15 protein-coding genes are annotated in these 16,279 nt (G+C 67.8%); 5 read left to right on the plus strand and 10 right to left on the minus strand.

Annotated features, from left to right (window positions below; translation table 11 throughout):
* Positions 1-68: 68 nt before the first annotated feature.
* From M6D93_RS14120 to M6D93_RS14160, 9 genes are all read right to left on the minus strand, one after another.
* Entirely contained in the window at positions 69-530 is a 462-nt protein-coding gene (locus M6D93_RS14120) for a DUF309 domain-containing protein (protein WP_249769958.1), read from the minus strand.
* 72 nt (positions 531-602) lie between these two features.
* A complete protein-coding gene (locus M6D93_RS14125) occupies positions 603-2,075 on the minus strand; it encodes a rhamnulokinase (RefSeq protein WP_249769959.1) in 1,473 nt (490 codons plus the stop codon).
* Between the two features lie 79 nt (positions 2,076-2,154).
* A complete protein-coding gene (locus tag M6D93_RS14130; RefSeq protein ID WP_249769960.1) occupies positions 2,155-4,197 on the minus strand; it encodes a bifunctional aldolase/short-chain dehydrogenase in 2,043 nt (680 codons plus the stop codon).
* Between the two features lie 53 nt (positions 4,198-4,250).
* Entirely contained in the window at positions 4,251-5,414 is a 1,164-nt protein-coding gene (gene rhaI / locus M6D93_RS14135) for an L-rhamnose isomerase (RefSeq protein WP_249769961.1), read from the minus strand.
* A gap of 49 nt (positions 5,415-5,463) precedes the next feature.
* Positions 5,464-5,790 carry an L-rhamnose mutarotase gene (locus M6D93_RS14140; RefSeq protein WP_249769962.1) on the minus strand — a complete coding sequence of 109 codons (327 nt, stop codon included), beginning with the start codon at positions 5,788-5,790 and terminating at the stop codon, positions 5,464-5,466.
* A gap of 59 nt (positions 5,791-5,849) precedes the next feature.
* On the minus strand, positions 5,850-6,956 hold the full coding sequence (rhaS, locus tag M6D93_RS14145; protein WP_249769963.1) for a rhamnose ABC transporter substrate-binding protein: 1,107 nt from the start codon (positions 6,954-6,956) through the stop codon (positions 5,850-5,852).
* A 52-nt stretch (positions 6,957-7,008) separates the two neighbouring features.
* Positions 7,009-8,076 (minus strand): ABC transporter permease, encoded by a 1,068-nt coding sequence (locus tag M6D93_RS14150; protein ID WP_249769964.1) that lies wholly within the window; start codon positions 8,074-8,076, stop codon positions 7,009-7,011.
* Entirely contained in the window at positions 8,069-9,112 is a 1,044-nt protein-coding gene (locus M6D93_RS14155) for an ABC transporter permease (protein ID WP_249769965.1), read from the minus strand. Before M6D93_RS14155 ends, M6D93_RS14150 begins: the two co-directional genes overlap by 8 nt.
* Positions 9,109-10,623: a sugar ABC transporter ATP-binding protein gene (locus M6D93_RS14160; RefSeq protein ID WP_249769966.1), complete on the minus strand. Its 1,515-nt coding sequence runs from the start codon at positions 10,621-10,623 to the stop codon at positions 9,109-9,111. The genes M6D93_RS14155 and M6D93_RS14160 overlap by 4 nt, the downstream gene beginning before the upstream one ends.
* 338 nt (positions 10,624-10,961) lie before the next feature.
* On the opposite strand from M6D93_RS14160, the gene M6D93_RS14165 reads away from it, so the two are divergent.
* Complete coding sequence (locus M6D93_RS14165) at positions 10,962-12,155, plus strand: substrate-binding domain-containing protein (RefSeq protein ID WP_249769967.1); 1,194 nt, start codon at positions 10,962-10,964, stop codon at positions 12,153-12,155.
* On the opposite strand, the gene M6D93_RS14170 is transcribed toward M6D93_RS14165, so the two are convergent.
* Entirely contained in the window at positions 12,137-12,856 is a 720-nt protein-coding gene (locus M6D93_RS14170; RefSeq protein WP_249769968.1) for a TetR/AcrR family transcriptional regulator, read from the minus strand. The two genes, M6D93_RS14165 and M6D93_RS14170, sit on opposite strands and share 19 nt — an antisense overlap.
* A 61-nt stretch (positions 12,857-12,917) precedes the next feature.
* On the opposite strand from M6D93_RS14170, the gene M6D93_RS14175 reads away from it, so the two are divergent.
* The 4 genes from M6D93_RS14175 (at position 12,918) to M6D93_RS14190 (ending at position 16,127) form a co-directional block, all read left to right on the plus strand.
* On the plus strand, positions 12,918-13,334 hold the full coding sequence (locus tag M6D93_RS14175) for a nuclear transport factor 2 family protein (protein ID WP_249769969.1): 417 nt from the start codon (positions 12,918-12,920) through the stop codon (positions 13,332-13,334).
* Positions 13,331-14,188 carry an SDR family oxidoreductase gene (locus M6D93_RS14180; RefSeq protein WP_249769970.1) on the plus strand — a complete coding sequence of 286 codons (858 nt, stop codon included), beginning with the start codon at positions 13,331-13,333 and terminating at the stop codon, positions 14,186-14,188. The genes M6D93_RS14175 and M6D93_RS14180 overlap by 4 nt, the downstream gene beginning before the upstream one ends.
* Before the next feature lie 203 nt (positions 14,189-14,391).
* Positions 14,392-15,315: an ABC transporter ATP-binding protein gene (locus tag M6D93_RS14185; RefSeq protein ID WP_249769971.1), complete on the plus strand. Its 924-nt coding sequence runs from the start codon at positions 14,392-14,394 to the stop codon at positions 15,313-15,315.
* Positions 15,312-16,127, plus strand: a complete 816-nt coding sequence (locus M6D93_RS14190; protein WP_249769973.1) for an ABC-2 transporter permease — start codon at positions 15,312-15,314, stop codon at positions 16,125-16,127. Before M6D93_RS14185 ends, M6D93_RS14190 begins: the two co-directional genes overlap by 4 nt.
* Positions 16,128-16,279 lie beyond the last annotated feature (152 nt).

The raw sequence follows: 16,279 nt of genomic DNA on the forward strand, positions 1-16,279 counted from the left end.
CGCCCCTGTGTCACCGCTCCCGCAGCGCTTGACACGGCGTCCATGTGCCGACATTCTTTGACCATCGATCAGCGAATGAGGGGCGGCGCAGGCAGCACGACCGGCACCTGCGCCGAGCAGCGATCCTGCTCGTCGCGCGACCACGCCCGCAGCGCGTGCACATCGAGGTCGACCGAGGTGCCGGCCTCGTACGGGACGAGCGCGGCGCTTCCGCGCCTGAGCAACGCCAGCGCTCCCACGCGATTGCCACGGGCGGCGTGGGTCACCCCGACGGCCAGTTGAGCCAGCCCGCGCCACAGCTCCCGCTCGCTGTCCGGCGCCTGTTTCCAGGCGTCCTCCAGGACCTCGTGGGCGTGGAAGGGGCGGCCGGCTCGAAACAGCCGGTCGGCCTCCAGCAGGGCTTGCTCGGACGAGCGGACGACGGGCTCCCCGTCGACGAACTCACCCGGGCTGCCGTAGGGCAGCGGACGTCCCAGCTCATCTCGCGGCCGGCGATTGCGCCGCGGCCTGCTCGTTGCGTCGGCATTCATGGGCCAGGGCCATCCAACCGGTGAGGGGACTTCAGGGTATCGCCGGCCGGGGTTGTCCGTCCCCGGGACGACTCAACCGTAGATCCGCGCCTCGGCCGCGGCCCAATCCCGCTCCTGCCCACTCGGCCGGAAGCGGGTGACGGGTTCGGCGGTGCTGCTGATCCGCCGCAGGTCTGACAGGTGCCCGTTGATCGCGCCGATCGCGCGGGCCTGCACCAGCGCGTTCCCGATCGCCGCCGCTTCCACGGGTCCGGCCAGGACGGGCAATCCCGTTGCGTCAGCGGCCAATTGGCACAGCAGGCCGTTGCGAGCGCCGCCTCCGACGACGTGGACGACACTGACGTCGGTGCCTGAGAGCTCGGCGGCCTGGCGCACGGTTCTGCGATACGCCAGAGCCAGGCTGTCCAGGATGCACCGCACGACCGCGGCCTGGGTGGCGGGTTGGGGCTGCCCGGTCTCGGCGCAGTACTCCCTTATTCGAGAGGGCATATCTCCCGGCGGCAGGAAGCGGATGTCGTCGGGGTCGATCAGGCTGCGATGGCCCGGCTGCGTGGCCGCCGAGCCGATGAGCGCGGCGAGGTCGACCGTCTGGCCCGCCGCCTGCCAGCTGCGGACCGACTCCTGCAGCAGCCACAAGCCCATGACGTTGCGCAGGAAACGGGTGGTTGCGTCGACGCCGCCTTCGTTGCTGAAGTTGGCTCGGCGGCTGGCGTCGGTCAGCACAGGTCGGGTGAGCTCCAACCCGACCAGCGACCAGGTTCCGCAGGAGATGTAGGCGAAGCCCTCCCCCTCGGCCGGCACTCCGACGACGGCCGAGGCGGTGTCGTGGGAACCGACACACACGACCCGGGACGACGCATCCAGGCCAGTGCTCTCCTGGACCTCGGGGCGCAGCGCCCCCAACACCGTGCCGGGATCGACGATCTCGGGCAGCAGGCGCGCGACCCCGGCAAGCGTCGCGAGAATCTCCGGCGACCACGTCCGGGTGTGCGCGTCGACCAGGCCGGTGGTCGTGGCGTTGGTGTATTCGGCTGTGCGAACCCCGGTCAGCCAGTAGTTGAACAGGTCAGGGACGAGCAGGAGCTCGCGCGCGATCTGCATCGCCGGAGCGTCGAGACTGGCCGCCAGCTGGAAGACCGTGTTGAAGGGCAGGTGCTGAATGCCGGTGCGTTCATACAGGATCTGGCGCGGCAATCGCTCGAAGACCGCGTCCGCGGCACCGGCTGTCCGCAGATCACGGTAGTGCACCGGATTGCCGATGAGGCGGCCATCCTCGGCGATGAGTCCGTAATCGACGGCCCAGGAGTCGACGCCGATCGAATCGACCGGGCCGTGAACCTGGCGCGCGCGCCGCAGACCCTCCAGGGCCTCGCGATACAGGTAGAGCACATCCCATTCCAGCGAACCGGCCACGCGCACCGGCAGGTTCGGATAGCGGTGCAGCTCCACGAGGGTCAACGCATCGGCGGAGACCGTCGCGGACAGCACCCGTCCGGACGAGGCGCCGAGGTCGATGGCGACACAATGCGCTGGCGGTGGGCTCACGGCAGTCCTTGTCTCGGCTGGCAACGGCGGATCAGTCCTCGATCGGAGGCCGACGTGCAGTGCGGGCTCGGTCGCGTTCCTAGCGCAGGAACGCCGCCGCGACACCTGCGTCGACCGGTACGTGCAGCCCGGTCGTCAGCGCCAGTTCCCCACCGGTGAGGGCGAAGACCGCGTCCGCGATGTGTTCGGGCAGAACCTCCTTCTTCAGTAGCGTGCGCTGAGCGTAGAAGGCACCGAGCTCCTCCTCGGGGACACCGTAGACGGCCGCGCGTTCTGCGCCCCAGCCACTGGCGAAGATTCCCGATCCGCGAACGACCCCGTCGGGGTTGACCCCGTTGACCCGGATGCCGTCCGCGCCCAACTCGGCAGCCAGCAAGCGCACCTGATGCGCCTGGTCGGCCTTGGCCGCCCCGTAGGCGACGTTGTTCGGTCCGGCGAAGATGCTGTTCTTGGAGGAGATGTAGACGATGTCGCCGCCGAAGCCCTGGGCGCGCATGAGCTTGGCGGCCTCCCGTGAGACAAGGAAGGAGCCGCGGGCCATGACGTCATGTTGCAGGTCCCAGTCCCGCAGGGTCGTTTCGGTCAGTGGTTTCGAGATCGACAGGCCGGCGTTGTTCACGACCAGATCGACACCGCCGAAGGCCAGTGATGCCTGCGCGAAGGCCAGGGCGATCTGTTCCTCGCTGCTCACGTCTACGGTCACGGCCACCGCGACGTCGCTGTTGCCGATCTCGGCGGCCACGGCGGCGGCGTTGCCGGCGTTCAGGTCGGCGATCACCACACACGCGCCCTCGGCCGCGAGCCGATGGGCAATGGCCTTGCCGATCCCGGAACCGGCCCCGGTCACGAGCGCGACGCGGGTGGCCAGCGCCTTCGCCTTGGGCATCCGGGCGAGCTTGGCCTCCTCCAGCGCCCAGTACTCGATGCGGAACTTCTCCGACTCGTCGATCGGGGCGTACACCGAAAGCGCCTGGGCGCCACGCATCACGTTGATGGCGTTGACGTAGAACTCCCCGGCCACTCGAGCCGTTTGGGCGTCCTTGCCGAAGGAGAACATGCCCACGCCGGGGACGAGCACGATCGCGGGGTCAGCGCCGCGCATGGCCGGGGAGTCGGCGCTGGCGTACTTGTCGTAGTAGGCGGCATAGTCGGCGCGGTAGGCGGCGTGCAGTTCCCGCAGCCGGGCGGTCACGTCCTCGATCGGCGCGGTGGGCGGCAGATCCAGCACGAGCGGCTTGACCTTGGTTCGCAGGAAGTGATCGGGGCAGGAGGTACCCAGTGCCGCCAGCCGGGGATGATCGGTGGCCTGAAGGAAGTCGAGGACCACCTCGGCGTCGGAGAAGTGCCCGATCTGCCGACGGTCCGTCGAAGCCAACCCTCGGATGAGTGGCGCCAGAGCAGCAGCGCGAGCACGCCGATCCGTCTCCGGAAGCGGTGCATAGCCGGCCAGCGGCGGCCCGAAGGGTTCAGGCCTGCCCCGCTCGGCGATGAACTGTTCGGCGGTGCGAATGATTTCCAGCGAATGGGAGGCGGATTCCTCGCTGGTCGCCCCCCACGCCGTCACTCCGTGGCCGCCGAGGATGCAGCCGATTGCCTGCGGGTTTTGCGCGGCGATGGCGGCGATGTCCAGGCCGAGCTGAAAACCGGGGCGGCGCCACGGCACCCACACGACCCGGTCACCGAAGCACTCGGCCGTCAAGCGCTCACCGTCGGCTGCGGTGGCCAGCGCGATCCCGGAGTCGGGATGCAAGTGGTCGACGTGCGGCTGGGCCACGAGTCCGTGCATGGCCGTGTCGATTGACGGAGCCGCACCACCCCTGCCGTGCAGGCAGAAGTCGAACGCGGCGACCATCTCGTCCTCCCGCTCGACGCCGGGATAGACCTCCACGAGCGAACGCAGACGATCCAGCCGAAGCACGGCGAGCCCGGCCGGCGTCAGCGTGCCGAGGTCTCCACCGGAGCCCTTGACCCAGAGAAGTTCGACCTCCTCCGACGTCACCGGATCGATCGCCGTCCCTTTCGCCGAGGTGTTCCCGCCGGCGTAGTTGGTGTTGCGAGGGTCGGCGCCGAGCGCGTTGGATCGTGCGATGAGCTGTGCCACGGTGGTTGCTTCGTCGGCCATCTGCGGTTCCTTTGTCTGTGCGGCGAATCGGGTTCGGTCTCGAGCCGGCGGAGTCAGGCGCCCCAGCCGGCCGGCGATCCGCCGACTCGCTCGGCCACGATCTGCTGCGCGTAGCCGGAGGCGGCGTAAGCGGCCATCGGATCGGGGTCGAGCCCGAGGTTTCGGCGGTGCTCGGCCAGCATCGGACGGACGTCGGTGTTGTAGGCGTCCATCAGGACGGCGTTCGCGCCGAGAACATCACCGGCGTTCTGCATCCGCTGCAGGGCATCGGTGTCGACGAGCAGTGCCTTGGCGGCTGCCTCCTGGACGTTCATCACCGATCGGATCTGCCCGGGAATCTTCGGCTCGATGTTGTGGCACTGGTCGAGCATGAAGGCCACTTCGGTACGCGGATCGAAGCCGTCGCCCTGGGACACCTCGTGCAGGATGCGGAACAGCTGGAACGGGTCGGCCGAACCGACCATGAGGTCGTCGTCGGCGTAGAAGCGCGAGTTGAAGTCGAAGGCACCGAGCTTGCCCGCCCGGAGCAGGAAAGCGACGATGAACTCGATGTTCGTCCCTGGTGCGTGATGGCCGGTGTCGACGCACACCTTGGCCCGTTCACCCAGCTCCAGGCAGTGGGCGAAGGAGGTTCCCCAGTCCGGGACATCCATCGTGTAGAACGCGGGTTCGAAGAGTTTGTACTCCAGGATCAGCCGCTGATCGTCGCCAAGCCGGGCGTAGACGGCGTGCAGGGCCTCGGCCAGGCGGTCCTGCCGGGCCCGGATGTTGTCCTGGCCCGGATAGTTCGTGCCGTCGGAGAACCAGAGCTTGAGATCACGCGAGCCGGTCTGGTCCATCACGTCGATGCAGTCGAGCAGGTGGGCAACGGCCTTCTTGCGGATGAGCGGATCGGGATTGGTCACGCTGCCCAGGCGATAGTCGTCGTCCTGGAACACGTTCGCATTGATCGTGCCCAGTCGCACGCCGCGTTGCTCGGCGTGGCGGCGAAGCTCTGCGTAGTCCTCCACCTTGTCCCAAGGGATGTGCAGCGCGACGGACGGGGCACTGCCGGTGTATCTGTGCACCTGCGCGGCGTCATCGATCTTCTCGTAGGGCGTGCGCGGCACTCCAGGCTGAGCGAAGACCTTGAATCGGGTCCCTGAGTTGCCGAACGCCCATGAGGGAAGTTCGACGTCGAGCTGGAGCAGAGTCGATGTGATCGAGTCGATGTTCACGCTCTTCCCTCTTCCTTGATCGAGTGGGTGGGTGGGCTGGGCACGATGCTCATGCGAGGTGAAAGGCTTCGGGCAACGGGATCATCGCCGCGTCCGCCGTGCCCGCGCCTTCGTCCAGGCCGAGGAAGAACGGTGCCATCTCCCGCTGCCAGCGTTCGTTGACCTCGCTGCCCTGCATCCGCTGCCGCGCCAGCTCGAAGTCCTCGGTCTCGAGGTAGCCGACGACCGTTCCGTCATCACCGACGAAGATGGAGTAATTGTGCCAGCCTGCCGCCGACAGGCTCGAGCGCATCTCGGGCCAGACGGCTGCGTGCCGGTTTCGGTACTCGGCCACCGATTCCGGTCGGATTCGCAGGGTGAAACAGATGCGGTTCATGAGATCCCCTGAGTCCGGTCGCGCCGGGTTCAGTGACACCCGACGCGACCGGAAGCTCGTTAGAAGTTGAACTGGTCGATGTTGTCCTTGCTGAAGACGGTCGGCTTGCCCAGCAGGATGATTCCGCTGGCGCCGATGGTGTAGCTGCCCAGATCGCCGGCGGTGAAGGTCTCACCACTCGCGCCCGTGATCTGACCGGAGGACAGGGCAACGGCGGTGTACGCCGCGAGCTGTCCGAGTTTTCCGGGATCCCACAGCTCGAACCCGGCGACGGTGCCGTCCTTGACGTACTGGCGCATGTCATTGGGTGTGCCGAGCCCGGTCAGCATGACCTTGCCCTTGTACGACGAGCCCGACAGATACTGCGCCGCCGCCTTGATGCCGACCGTCGTCGGGCTGATGATGCCCTTGAGGTTCGGGTACTGCTGCATGAGGCCCTGGGTCTGCTGGAACGAGGTCTGGGCGTCGTCGTTGCCGTAGGCGACCTTGACCAGTTTCATGTTCTTGTACTGGGGCTTCTTGAGTTCGTCCTTCATGAAGCCGATCCAGGTGTTCTGGTTCGTCGCGGTCTGGGCGGCGGACAGAATCGCGATGTCGCCGGTGTAGTTCAACTGCTTGCCCAGCAGCTGCACCTCCGATCGACCGAGATCCTCCGACGAGGCCTGCGACACGAACACCTGCCGGCAGTCAGGGTTGGTATCGGAGTCGTAGGTCACCACCTTGATGCCGTTCTTCATCGCCTGTTTGAGGGCGGTGCACAGCGCTCCGGCGTCCTGGGCCGAGACCGCGATCGCTGCGACCTGCTGCTGGGTCAGGGTGTTGACGTAGGAGACCTGACCGGCGGTGTCGGTGGCACTGCTCGTCCCGACCTCCTTGTACGTCTCACCGAGCTTGGTGAGCGCGGTCTTGCCGCCACCGTCGGAGGTCGTGAAGTACGGGTTGTTCACCTGCTTGGGCAGGAAGGCGACCGTCAGGCCGGTCTTGAGCGGAGCATTCGGGTTGGCCGAACCGGAGGCAGACGTCGTAGCCGAGCCTGACCCGGACGAGCTGGTGCTGGTTGCGGTGTTCTTTGTCGTACTTCCACAGGCACTCAGGCCCAGCGACAACACCGCCAGCGCTGTACCGGCTACGAGGAGCCGGCCGCGACGAGCAGTCTTCTCAGACATGGTCGACCTTTCGGGGTGAGAGCGTTCCGGGGTGCGGTGTGCAGTACCCGGGTCAAGCACTGGCGGATGCCGCTCGCTTTACCGCAGAGACAACCCTGCGCCGAGCGGCGTATTGGCGAACCTGACGAGCCGTACGCGGTGCTAGTACGGATACGACGAGGAGAACTCCCGTGACGATGATCTGCGTCTGGGCCGAGACATCCTGCAGGCTCATCACGTTCTGCAGGGTGCCGAGCAGGAACACGCCGGCGATCGCACCGAGAATGGTGCCCTTGCCGCCGTCGAAGTCGATGCCGCCGAGCAGAACCGCGGCGACGACGGACAGTTCGAGGCCGGTGGCGTTGTCGTAGCGGGCGCTCGCATAGTGCAGCACCCAGAACACCCCGGTCGCCGAGGCCAGCAACCCGGTCAGGGCGAACAGGATCAAGCGGGTCCGGCGCACCCGTAGCCCGGCGAAGTAGGCGGCCTGTTCATTTGCTCCGATCGCGAACACGGCTCGACCGAAGCGGGAGACGTGCAGCAGCACGACCGCCAGCACAACGAGGACGAGGTAGGGAATCGCCGCGGTGGGCACGAACGAGCTGCCGATCCGTCCCGAGCCGAAAGTCAGGTACTGCTCGGGAAAGTCCGTCACCGCGTTGGCGCCGAGGATGATCTGGGCCAGGCCGCGGAACAGGGCCAGGGTGCCGATCGTCACGGCCAGAGACGGCAGGCCCAAACGAGTGACCAGCAGGCCGTTGAGCAGGCCACCGAGCAGACCGACGGCTAGGCAGATCGGGATGATCTGCTGGATCGGCCAGCCGTTGTTCCACAGCGCGCCCATGATCGCGCCGGAAAGGCCGGCCATCGACCCGACCGACAGGTCGATCTGCCCCGAGGCGACCAACATGCACATGGGCAGCGCGATGATCGCGATCGGCAGGGTGTTTCCGATCAGGAAGGACAGATTCAGGGAGTTGCCGAAATTCTTGACGCTGCCGAAGGAATAGAGCAGCACGAGGACGAGGACCACTGCTACGACGCTGTCCCAGCGCACGAGCGCGCCGAAGCCGCGCTCCCTGAACTCCTTCGACGTAGCGGCGGCAGGACCAGGGTCCGCTGCCGGGGCGGTCTCAGACATGGCGGGCACTCCTCTTCCTCAGGGTGCGGGCTATTCGTACGGCAACGACGCGGTCGACCGCGATGGCCAGCAGCAGCAGGAATCCGTCGATGGCCTGGACCCATACCGAGCTGATGCCCAGCGACGGCAGCATGCTGTTGATCGAGGTGAGCAGCAGCGCGCCGAGGGCCGCGCCGTAGACGCTTCCGGAGCCACCCGTGAACGCCACACCGCCGACGACGACGGCGCTGACGACGGTGAGCTCGAATCCGCTGCCCGTGCCGCTGTCGACGTTGGCGAATCGGGCCATGTACAGGCAGCCGGCCAGGCCGGCCAACGCGCCACACAGGATGTAGACCTGGATGATGCGGCGCCGGACCGGCGTCCCGGCGAGCCTGGCCGCTTCCGGATTGGACCCCAGGGCGTAGAAGTCGCGCCCGGTCCGGTAGTTGCGCAGGAACACCCCGGTCGCGATCAAGACAACCACGGCCAACAGCGCCAGCCAGGGGACGGCGCCCACTCCCCCGTGCCCGAACGACAGGAATCCAGGTGACAGGTCGGCCGCGGTGATCTGCCGGGATCCGACCCAGAGGGAATCGACGCCGCGGATGATGTAGAGGGTTCCCAGTGTGACGACCAGGGACGGGACCTGGCCGAAGCTGACGAGCAAGCCGTTCAGCAGGCCGAAGGCCACGCCGACCGCGAGGGCGGCGAGTACGGCCACGACGACCGAACCGCCGCCCTTGAGCACGTCGCCGGTCGCGAACGCGGCTACTCCGAGGATCGATCCAACCGACAGATCGACGTTGCGCGTCATGACGACGACGGCCTCGCCGCAGGCGACGAGGACCAGGATCGCCGCGTTCAGCAGGAGATCCTTGACCCCCTGCTCGGACAGGAAACGGGAGTTGTCCACCTGCGTGCCGATGAGCAGGACGGCGATAACGCCGACCAGGGCGATCTCACGAAGCCGCAGCAGCGTGTCGACGAGGCGGTGCGTCGCGCTGGGCCGCACCTGCCCGGCCGTCTCGGGCTGCAACGGCACGGTGGCGGTCACGCGGCCTCTCCCACGCCGGACCGGGTCGCCGCGCTGACGACGTTCTCCTCGGTGGCCTCGTCCCGTGAGAACTGGGCGACGAGCCGTCCCTCACGCATGACCAGCACCCGGTCGGCCATCCCGAGGACCTCGGGAAGGTCGGAGGAAATCATGAGAATGGCCAGTCCCTGCGCGGCCAGACCGGACAGCAGCCGATGTACCTCGGCCTTCGTTCCCACGTCGATGCCCCGGGTCGGTTCGTCGACGATGAGAACGTGTGGGTTGATGGCCAGCCACTTGGCCAGCACCACCTTCTGCTGATTACCGCCGGACAGGGTCGAGACGGAGTCGGCCAGCTTGTTGTACTTGACCTGTAGGCGTTTGGCCCAGTCCTTGGCTCGGGAACGTTCCCGGCGCGGCAGCATGAACCCGGCGATGCCCAGTGCGCCGAGCCCGGGTAGGCAGATGTTGCGACCGATCGGCATGTCCATGACCAGGCCCTGCTCACGTCGGTCCTCGGGCACCAGGGCCAGGCCGGACGACATCGCCGCACTGGGCGAGCCGGGCCTCAGCCGCCTGCCGTTGACGGTGACCGCGCCCGCGTGGCTGCGATCGACGCCGAAGATCGCACGCGCCACCTCGGTGCGTCCCGCGCCCACCAGACCAGCCAGCGCCACGATCTCGCCCTTGCGGACGTCAAAACTGATGTCGGCGAAGGCACCTTCGCGGGTGAGCCGCTCGACGTGCAGGGCGACCTCGCCGATCTCGGCCACCTGCTTGGGGTAGAGCTGGTCGAGGTCGCGGCCGACCATGCGGCGGATCAGGCCGTCCTCGGTCAGCTCGCTCACCGGCTCGCTGGAGATCCAGCGGCCGTCGCGCAAGGTGGTGACCGAATCGCAGAGGCTGAAGACCTCCTCCAGGCGATGCGAGATGAACAGCACTGCCGCACCTTGGTCGCGCAGCGTCCGGACGACGGCGAACAGGCGCGCCACTTCGCTGGCCGTGATGGCCGCGGTCGGCTCGTCCATGATCAGCACCTTCGCGTCGAAGGAAAGCGCCTTGGCGATCTCGACCATCTGCTGGTCGGCGATGGACAGCCCGCGGGCGACGTCATCGGGGGCGAGTTGGACCCCGAGGCGGGCGAAGAGATTCGCGGTGGCCTGCTTGATCGCCTTGTGGTCCACCCGGCCCAGGCTTGCCCGGGGCTGGCGCCCCATGAAGATGTTCTCGGCGACCGACAGGTCCGGGAACAGCGTCGGTTCCTGATAGATCACCGCGACGCCGGCATCGCGGGCATCCGCCGGCCCGCGAAAGACGACGGGCTCACCGTTGAGCAACACGGTGCCGGCATCGGGCTGGTACACCCCGGCCAGGGTCTTGATCAGGGTCGACTTACCGGCCCCGTTCTCGCCGGCGAGTGCGTGGACCTGCCCACCCATGAGCGAGATGGACACGTCGGTGAGGGCGGCGACGCTGCCAAATGACTTGCTGACACCCGCCAGGCCCAGCACGCCGGTGTCTGCTCCTGCCATGTCGCCTCCTCGTTCGAAGTCGTGTGAATCCTGCGCGCCATGGGACGAATTTTTCGTGTGTGAAAGCTTTCAGAGCGGCGTTGCCAAAAAGGTAATGCCGCGAAGCGCGGCCGTCAATGGGGAGTTTCCGGCTTGTTACCGGACAGGGCCGCTCGCTAAGCTCCTCTCGATTCCGGGAAGGGTGGTCGCGTGAAGCCGAGAACTCGTATGGCACAAGGGCCTTACCCGCCCGATGCCTGCCGGGTCGACCTCGGCGCCGGCGGCCCCCCGTGAGCGGGCCAGTGCGAATCACGCAGGTGGCCGACCACGCCGCCGTGTCGATTGGCACCGTTTCAAATGTGTTGAATCGTCCCGAGCGGGTTTCGGCGTCCACCCGCGAACGAGTGCTCCGGGCGATGGACGAACTCGGCTTCAGTCGCGACTCATCGGCTGCGGCAACGGGCGCGGGGTCGGCGCCCCCGCCGGAGGAGCTCGCGTCGTCCCCGCGCGAGCCGGACCGTCGATCGGCCGGGATCGTTGCGGTCGCCAAGCGCGCCCGGGTGTCGGTGGGGACGGTCTCGAATGTGCTCAACCGCCCCGACAAGGTGACGCCCAAGACCCGAGACCGCGTGCTGCGCGCGATCGAGGAACTGGGCTTCGTCCGCAACGAGGCGGCGCGGCAGCTGCGCATCGGGCGGAGCCGCACCGTCGGGCTGATCGTGCTCGACGTGGCCAACCCGTTCTTCGTCGACATCGCGGGCGGGGCTGAGAAGACCGCGGAGAAGTCCGGCCTGTCGCTGGTCATCTGCAACAGCTCCGAGCTTCCCGATCGCGAGGCCCACTACCTGAGCCTGCTGGAGGAGCAGCGAAGCTTCGGGATTCTGCTCACGCCGGTGATGACGAAGAACCCGCGGATCGAGGAGATCCGCAAGCGGGGCACGCCGGTCGTACTCGTCGACCGGGCTTCCGGCCGTGGGCAGTGCTCGGTATCGGTGGACGACGTCTCAGGTGGGCAGAGCGCGGTGAACCACCTGATCGGCCAGGGACACGAGAGGATCGCGTTCGTGGGCGGCCCGCGTTCGATCAAGCAGGTTCAGGATCGTCTGAAGGGTTCACGCCTGGCCCTGGACGAGGCCGGGATGCCTACCTCCTCGCTGGTCACGTTCGACACCGACGCGCTCACCGTCGCCGAGGGTCGGCGCGCGGGCGCTTGGCTGTCCGGACTCAGCCGGGCGGACCGCCCCACGGCGGCATTCTGCGCCAACGACCTGCTCGCGCTCGGACTCCTGCAGGAGATGACCAGCCAAGGACGATCCGTTCCGCAGGATTTGGCCATCATCGGTTACGACGACATCGACTTCGCCTCCGCGGCGGCGGTTCCCCTCAGCTCGGTCAGGCAGCCCCGCCAGTTGCTCGGACAGACCGCGACGGAGCTGTTGATCGACGAGGCCGCAGGCGACCCGGCACACAAGCATCGCCAGGTCGTGTTCCAGCCCGAGCTCGTCGTTCGCGATTCCACCCGGCTGCGGCGGGCTCACCCCAAGCGTGGCTGATCGGCAGCGCGCCGCCGATCGGGGGCGGTAGCAATTCGGCTCGGTACGGGCGGCAACAGGGCCGCGATGAGTGCCTCGCCGACGAAGTCCCCGTACCGCCCGGCGGACCATCCGGATTTGAGTACGAGCAGGTCGTAGAACTCGGCCGAGCTGTAGGTCCACAGAATGTCGGACGCCTGGGTGACGGATAAGCCCGGCCGAAGCCAGCCACGGCGCTGCAACCTACGGGCGTTGCGCCGCATACGTTCCCGGCGTTGTCCCTCGGCCTCGGCCAGCAGCTCGGCCATGTCGGGGTCGGACGCCGATGCGGCGCGGATCAGGAGCATGATCGGGCCGACCTCCGGAGCGACCTCGGTGGTGAGCCTCCCCCAACCGCGCAGGACCACCCGGGGGTCACTCTCGGACGTGCTCAGCGCATCTGAACGAGCCGGCGCGGGCACAGCCCCACGTCCTTGGCCTTGGGAGCCCCGCAGGCCGCGCTCCCACAACGCGCGCACAACCCCTGACTTGCCTCCGAAGGCCTTGTAGACGGTCTCGACGGAGACCTCGGCCTGCGCGGCGATCCCGGCGATGGTCGTAGCGGCGTAGCCCGATTCGAGCAGCTGCTGACGGGCGATGTCGAGAATGCCGGAGCGGGTCCGCGCGGCCTGTTCCTGACGGCGGCTGGCGTCGTAGCGGCGCCTGACCTTGACTTCCGGCATATTTCGTTCCAGAGTTGTGTATCGAATATTGGGCGAGCATAGCAAGCCTGGGGAGCTCCAGATGAACGACCCGCGCAGCGTCATCGATCATCTGGTCCAGGTAACGAACGACCACGACCTCAACGCGCTGGTCGACTGCTTCGCCCCGGACTACGTCAACCAGACGCCCGCGCATCCGGCACGCGGATTTCTCGGCCGCGATCAGGTCAGGCGCAACTGGGCCACGATCTTCGCCGGTGTTCCTGATCTGTCCGTGCGCGTGGTGGCGGCTGCGAGCGACGGTGACGAGGCCTGGACCGAATGGCAGATGGCCGGAACGCGCGTCGACGGACAACCGCATGCGATGGCGGGCGTCATCGTTTTCGTCGTGCGACAAGGACTGATCTCGTCCGGACGGTTCTACCTCGAGCCGCTCGATGTGTCCAGCGGTAACGCCGATACCGCCGTCGATCGGCTGATCAACGGTTCGGCGTCGTGATCCTCGTCGCCGGCGGCACCGGCACGCTCGGCCGCCAGGTAGTCGCCCGCCTGGTGTCATCCGGCCATCAGGTACGGGTGCTGACCCGTGTCGCTGCCCACGCCGCGGGACTCGGTGCGCAGGTCTCGATCGGTGACGTGCGCGATCCGTCCAGCCTGGCAGCCGCGTCCACCGGATGCGAGACCGTGGTGGCGGCGACGCACGGCTTTCTCGGCGGACGCGGAGGCGGCCCCGAGGCGATCGACAATCACGGCAACGCGAATCTGATCCGAGCAGCGGTCGATGCGGAGGTCTCGCATTTCGTGCTGCTCTCGGTGCTCGGCGCGAGTGCGGCCCATCCGCTGTCACTGCATCGAGCCAAGCATGCCGCCGAGCAACACCTCTACAACAGCGGCCTTTCCTGGACGGTGCTGCGGCCGTCGGCCTACGTCGAGACCTGGACGGGCGTGATCGGCGCCCCGCTGGCCGACGGCGGCCCGGCGCTCGTGTTCGGCCACGGCGACAATCCGATCAACTTCATCGCGGCCTCCGACGTGGCCGCGCTCGTCGAACGCGCGATCACCGATGAATCGCTGCGCTGCGAGACCATCGACGTTCCCGGACCGGACAACCTGACGATGACGGAGTTCGCTCGTTTGCTCGGAGCGCGTCGGATCAAACGGATCCCACGCGGCGCACTTCGCGCCATGTCCATCGCCGCCGCACCGGTCGCTCCGGCCTTCGCCCGGCGCGCGGCCACCGCGTTGGTCATGGACACCACCGACATGACCGCCGACGCGCACTCGCTGTGCGCGAGGTTCCCCGACCTGTCCTGGCGTTCGGCCTCCGACGTCCTGCGCTCGCGCGAGGCGTGAGCATCACCGACGCGAGGCGTGGCCTGCGGCTACGGCACCGCGGGACCCGTGCCGTCGCCATCGAGGACGACCGGGTCGGGGGCGGCCGGTGCGCAGCGACCTCTGAACGCATCGGGGTCCGGTCAGGGATTTCCCTGAGGCGCCGCGGTGGCTGACCCCGCATTCTGAGCAGGACGCGACGTCACTGCTCGGAGGGGGCTTTCATGATCTCGGTCCGGGACCTGCACAAGCACTACGGAACCGCCCGCGCGGTGGACGGGCTGTCCTTCGAGGTTCGGCCGGGGCACGTAACCGGATTCCTCGGACCGAACGGAGCCGGCAAGTCCACGACGATGCGAATGATCATGGGCCTGGACGCACCGTCGTCGGGGACCGCTACCGTCAACGGACGCCCGTACCGTGACATCCACCGGCCGATGTTCGAGGTCGGAGCCGTCCTCGAGGCCAGGGCGGTACACGGGGGTCGTAGCGCGTTCAATCACCTGCTCTGTCTGGCGCAGAGCAACGGTATCGGTCCTCGACGCGTCCGCGAGGTGTTGGAACTCGTCGGTCTGGACGGTGTCGCCCGTCGGCGCGCGCAGGGATTTTCGCTCGGGATGGCGCAACGACTCGGGCTGGCCGTCGCGCTGCTCGGCGACCCGCCGGTGCTGCTCTGCGACGAACCCGTCAACGGCCTTGATCCAGAGGGGATTCTCTGGATCCGCACCCTGTTGCGCCGGCTGGCCGAAGAGGGCCGGACGGTGCTGGTGTCCAGCCACTTGATGAGCGAGATGGCGCTGACTGCCGATCATGTGGTCGTCATAGCTCAGGGGCGCTTGCTCGCCGAAGGTCCCACCGCGCAGATCATCGCCCATGGCGCGGTGAGCGAGGTGACCCTCCGCTCGCCACAGGCGGCCGCCTTCAGTCCTGTGCTTCAACTCGCCGGCGCAGACGTATCCCCGGGCGGCGACGGTCCCGAGACGCTGCGTATCACGGGGTTGAGCGCCGTGCGGGTGGGTGAGCTGGCCGCGCAGCGGCACATCACGCTGCACGAACTGACCACCCGTGCCCCGTCCTTGGAGGAGGCCTTCATGGCTCTGACCCGTAGCCATCTCGATTTCCAGATAGCAGAAGCGAACGCGTCATGAGCGCCGCCACCGGCACACCGGTCCTGCAGGGCTCTGGCCCGTCCATCGGCCTTGGGAACGTCCTTCGCTCGGAGTGGACCAAGCTCACCACCGTCCGCTCCACATACTGGACCGCCGTGGTCGCCCTGCTGTCGACGGTCGCGCTCGGCGCGGCCATCTGCGCGCGCATGGCCCAAGAGATCTCCATCGGCAAGCAAACCGTCGACGGGTTGGATGCGACGACCTTCAGTCTCAGCGGAATCTACCTCGCGCAGATCGCGGCCGGCGCCCTCGGTGTGCTGGTGGTCAGTTCCGAATACGGCACCGGCATGATCCGCGCGAGTCTGGCTGCCGTGCCGCAACGAGGCGCCCTCCTGGGCGCCAAGGCGGCCGTTTTCGGCGCCGCGAGCCTGGTTCTCGGCGAAATCATGTCCTTCGGCGCCTTCGGGGTGGGCCAGGCCCTGCTGGGCCGGGCGCACGCCGGAGTCTCGCTCAGCGATCCCGGCGTGCTGCGCGCGGTCTTCGGCGGCGGTCTGTACCTGTGCACAGTCGGCCTGCTCGGGCTCGCGATCGGGGTACTCGTCAGGCACACGGCAGGCGCGCTGTCCGCCTTCTTCGGAGTTCTCTTCGCGCCCAGCGTGGTCATCGACCTGCTACCGCCCAGCTGGCACAACGCCATCCACTACATGCCCGCCAACGCCGGCTCGCAGATCCTCACCGTGCAACGCGGCGCCGGTGCCCTGGCGCCATGGGCCGGCTTCGCCCTGTTCTGTACCTACGGAGCAGCAGCTATGGCTGCCGGGTACGTGCTGCTGCTTCGCCGCGACAGCTGAGCCGCCGCCGGCGGCACGAATCGCCCCGGTGCCGCCGCGGCGCATCACACGCATCAGAGCCACCTGAGAGCGATGTTGCAGTCCGGTCACGGGACCCCGACCCGGTCAGTCGTGGCATAGCCTGATGCCGCGTCGCTACCGGCTTCAGCAGC

The organism is Jatrophihabitans telluris (genome assembly GCF_023516435.1).
GTDB lineage: Bacteria > Actinomycetota > Actinomycetes > Mycobacteriales > Jatrophihabitantaceae > Jatrophihabitans_A > Jatrophihabitans_A telluris.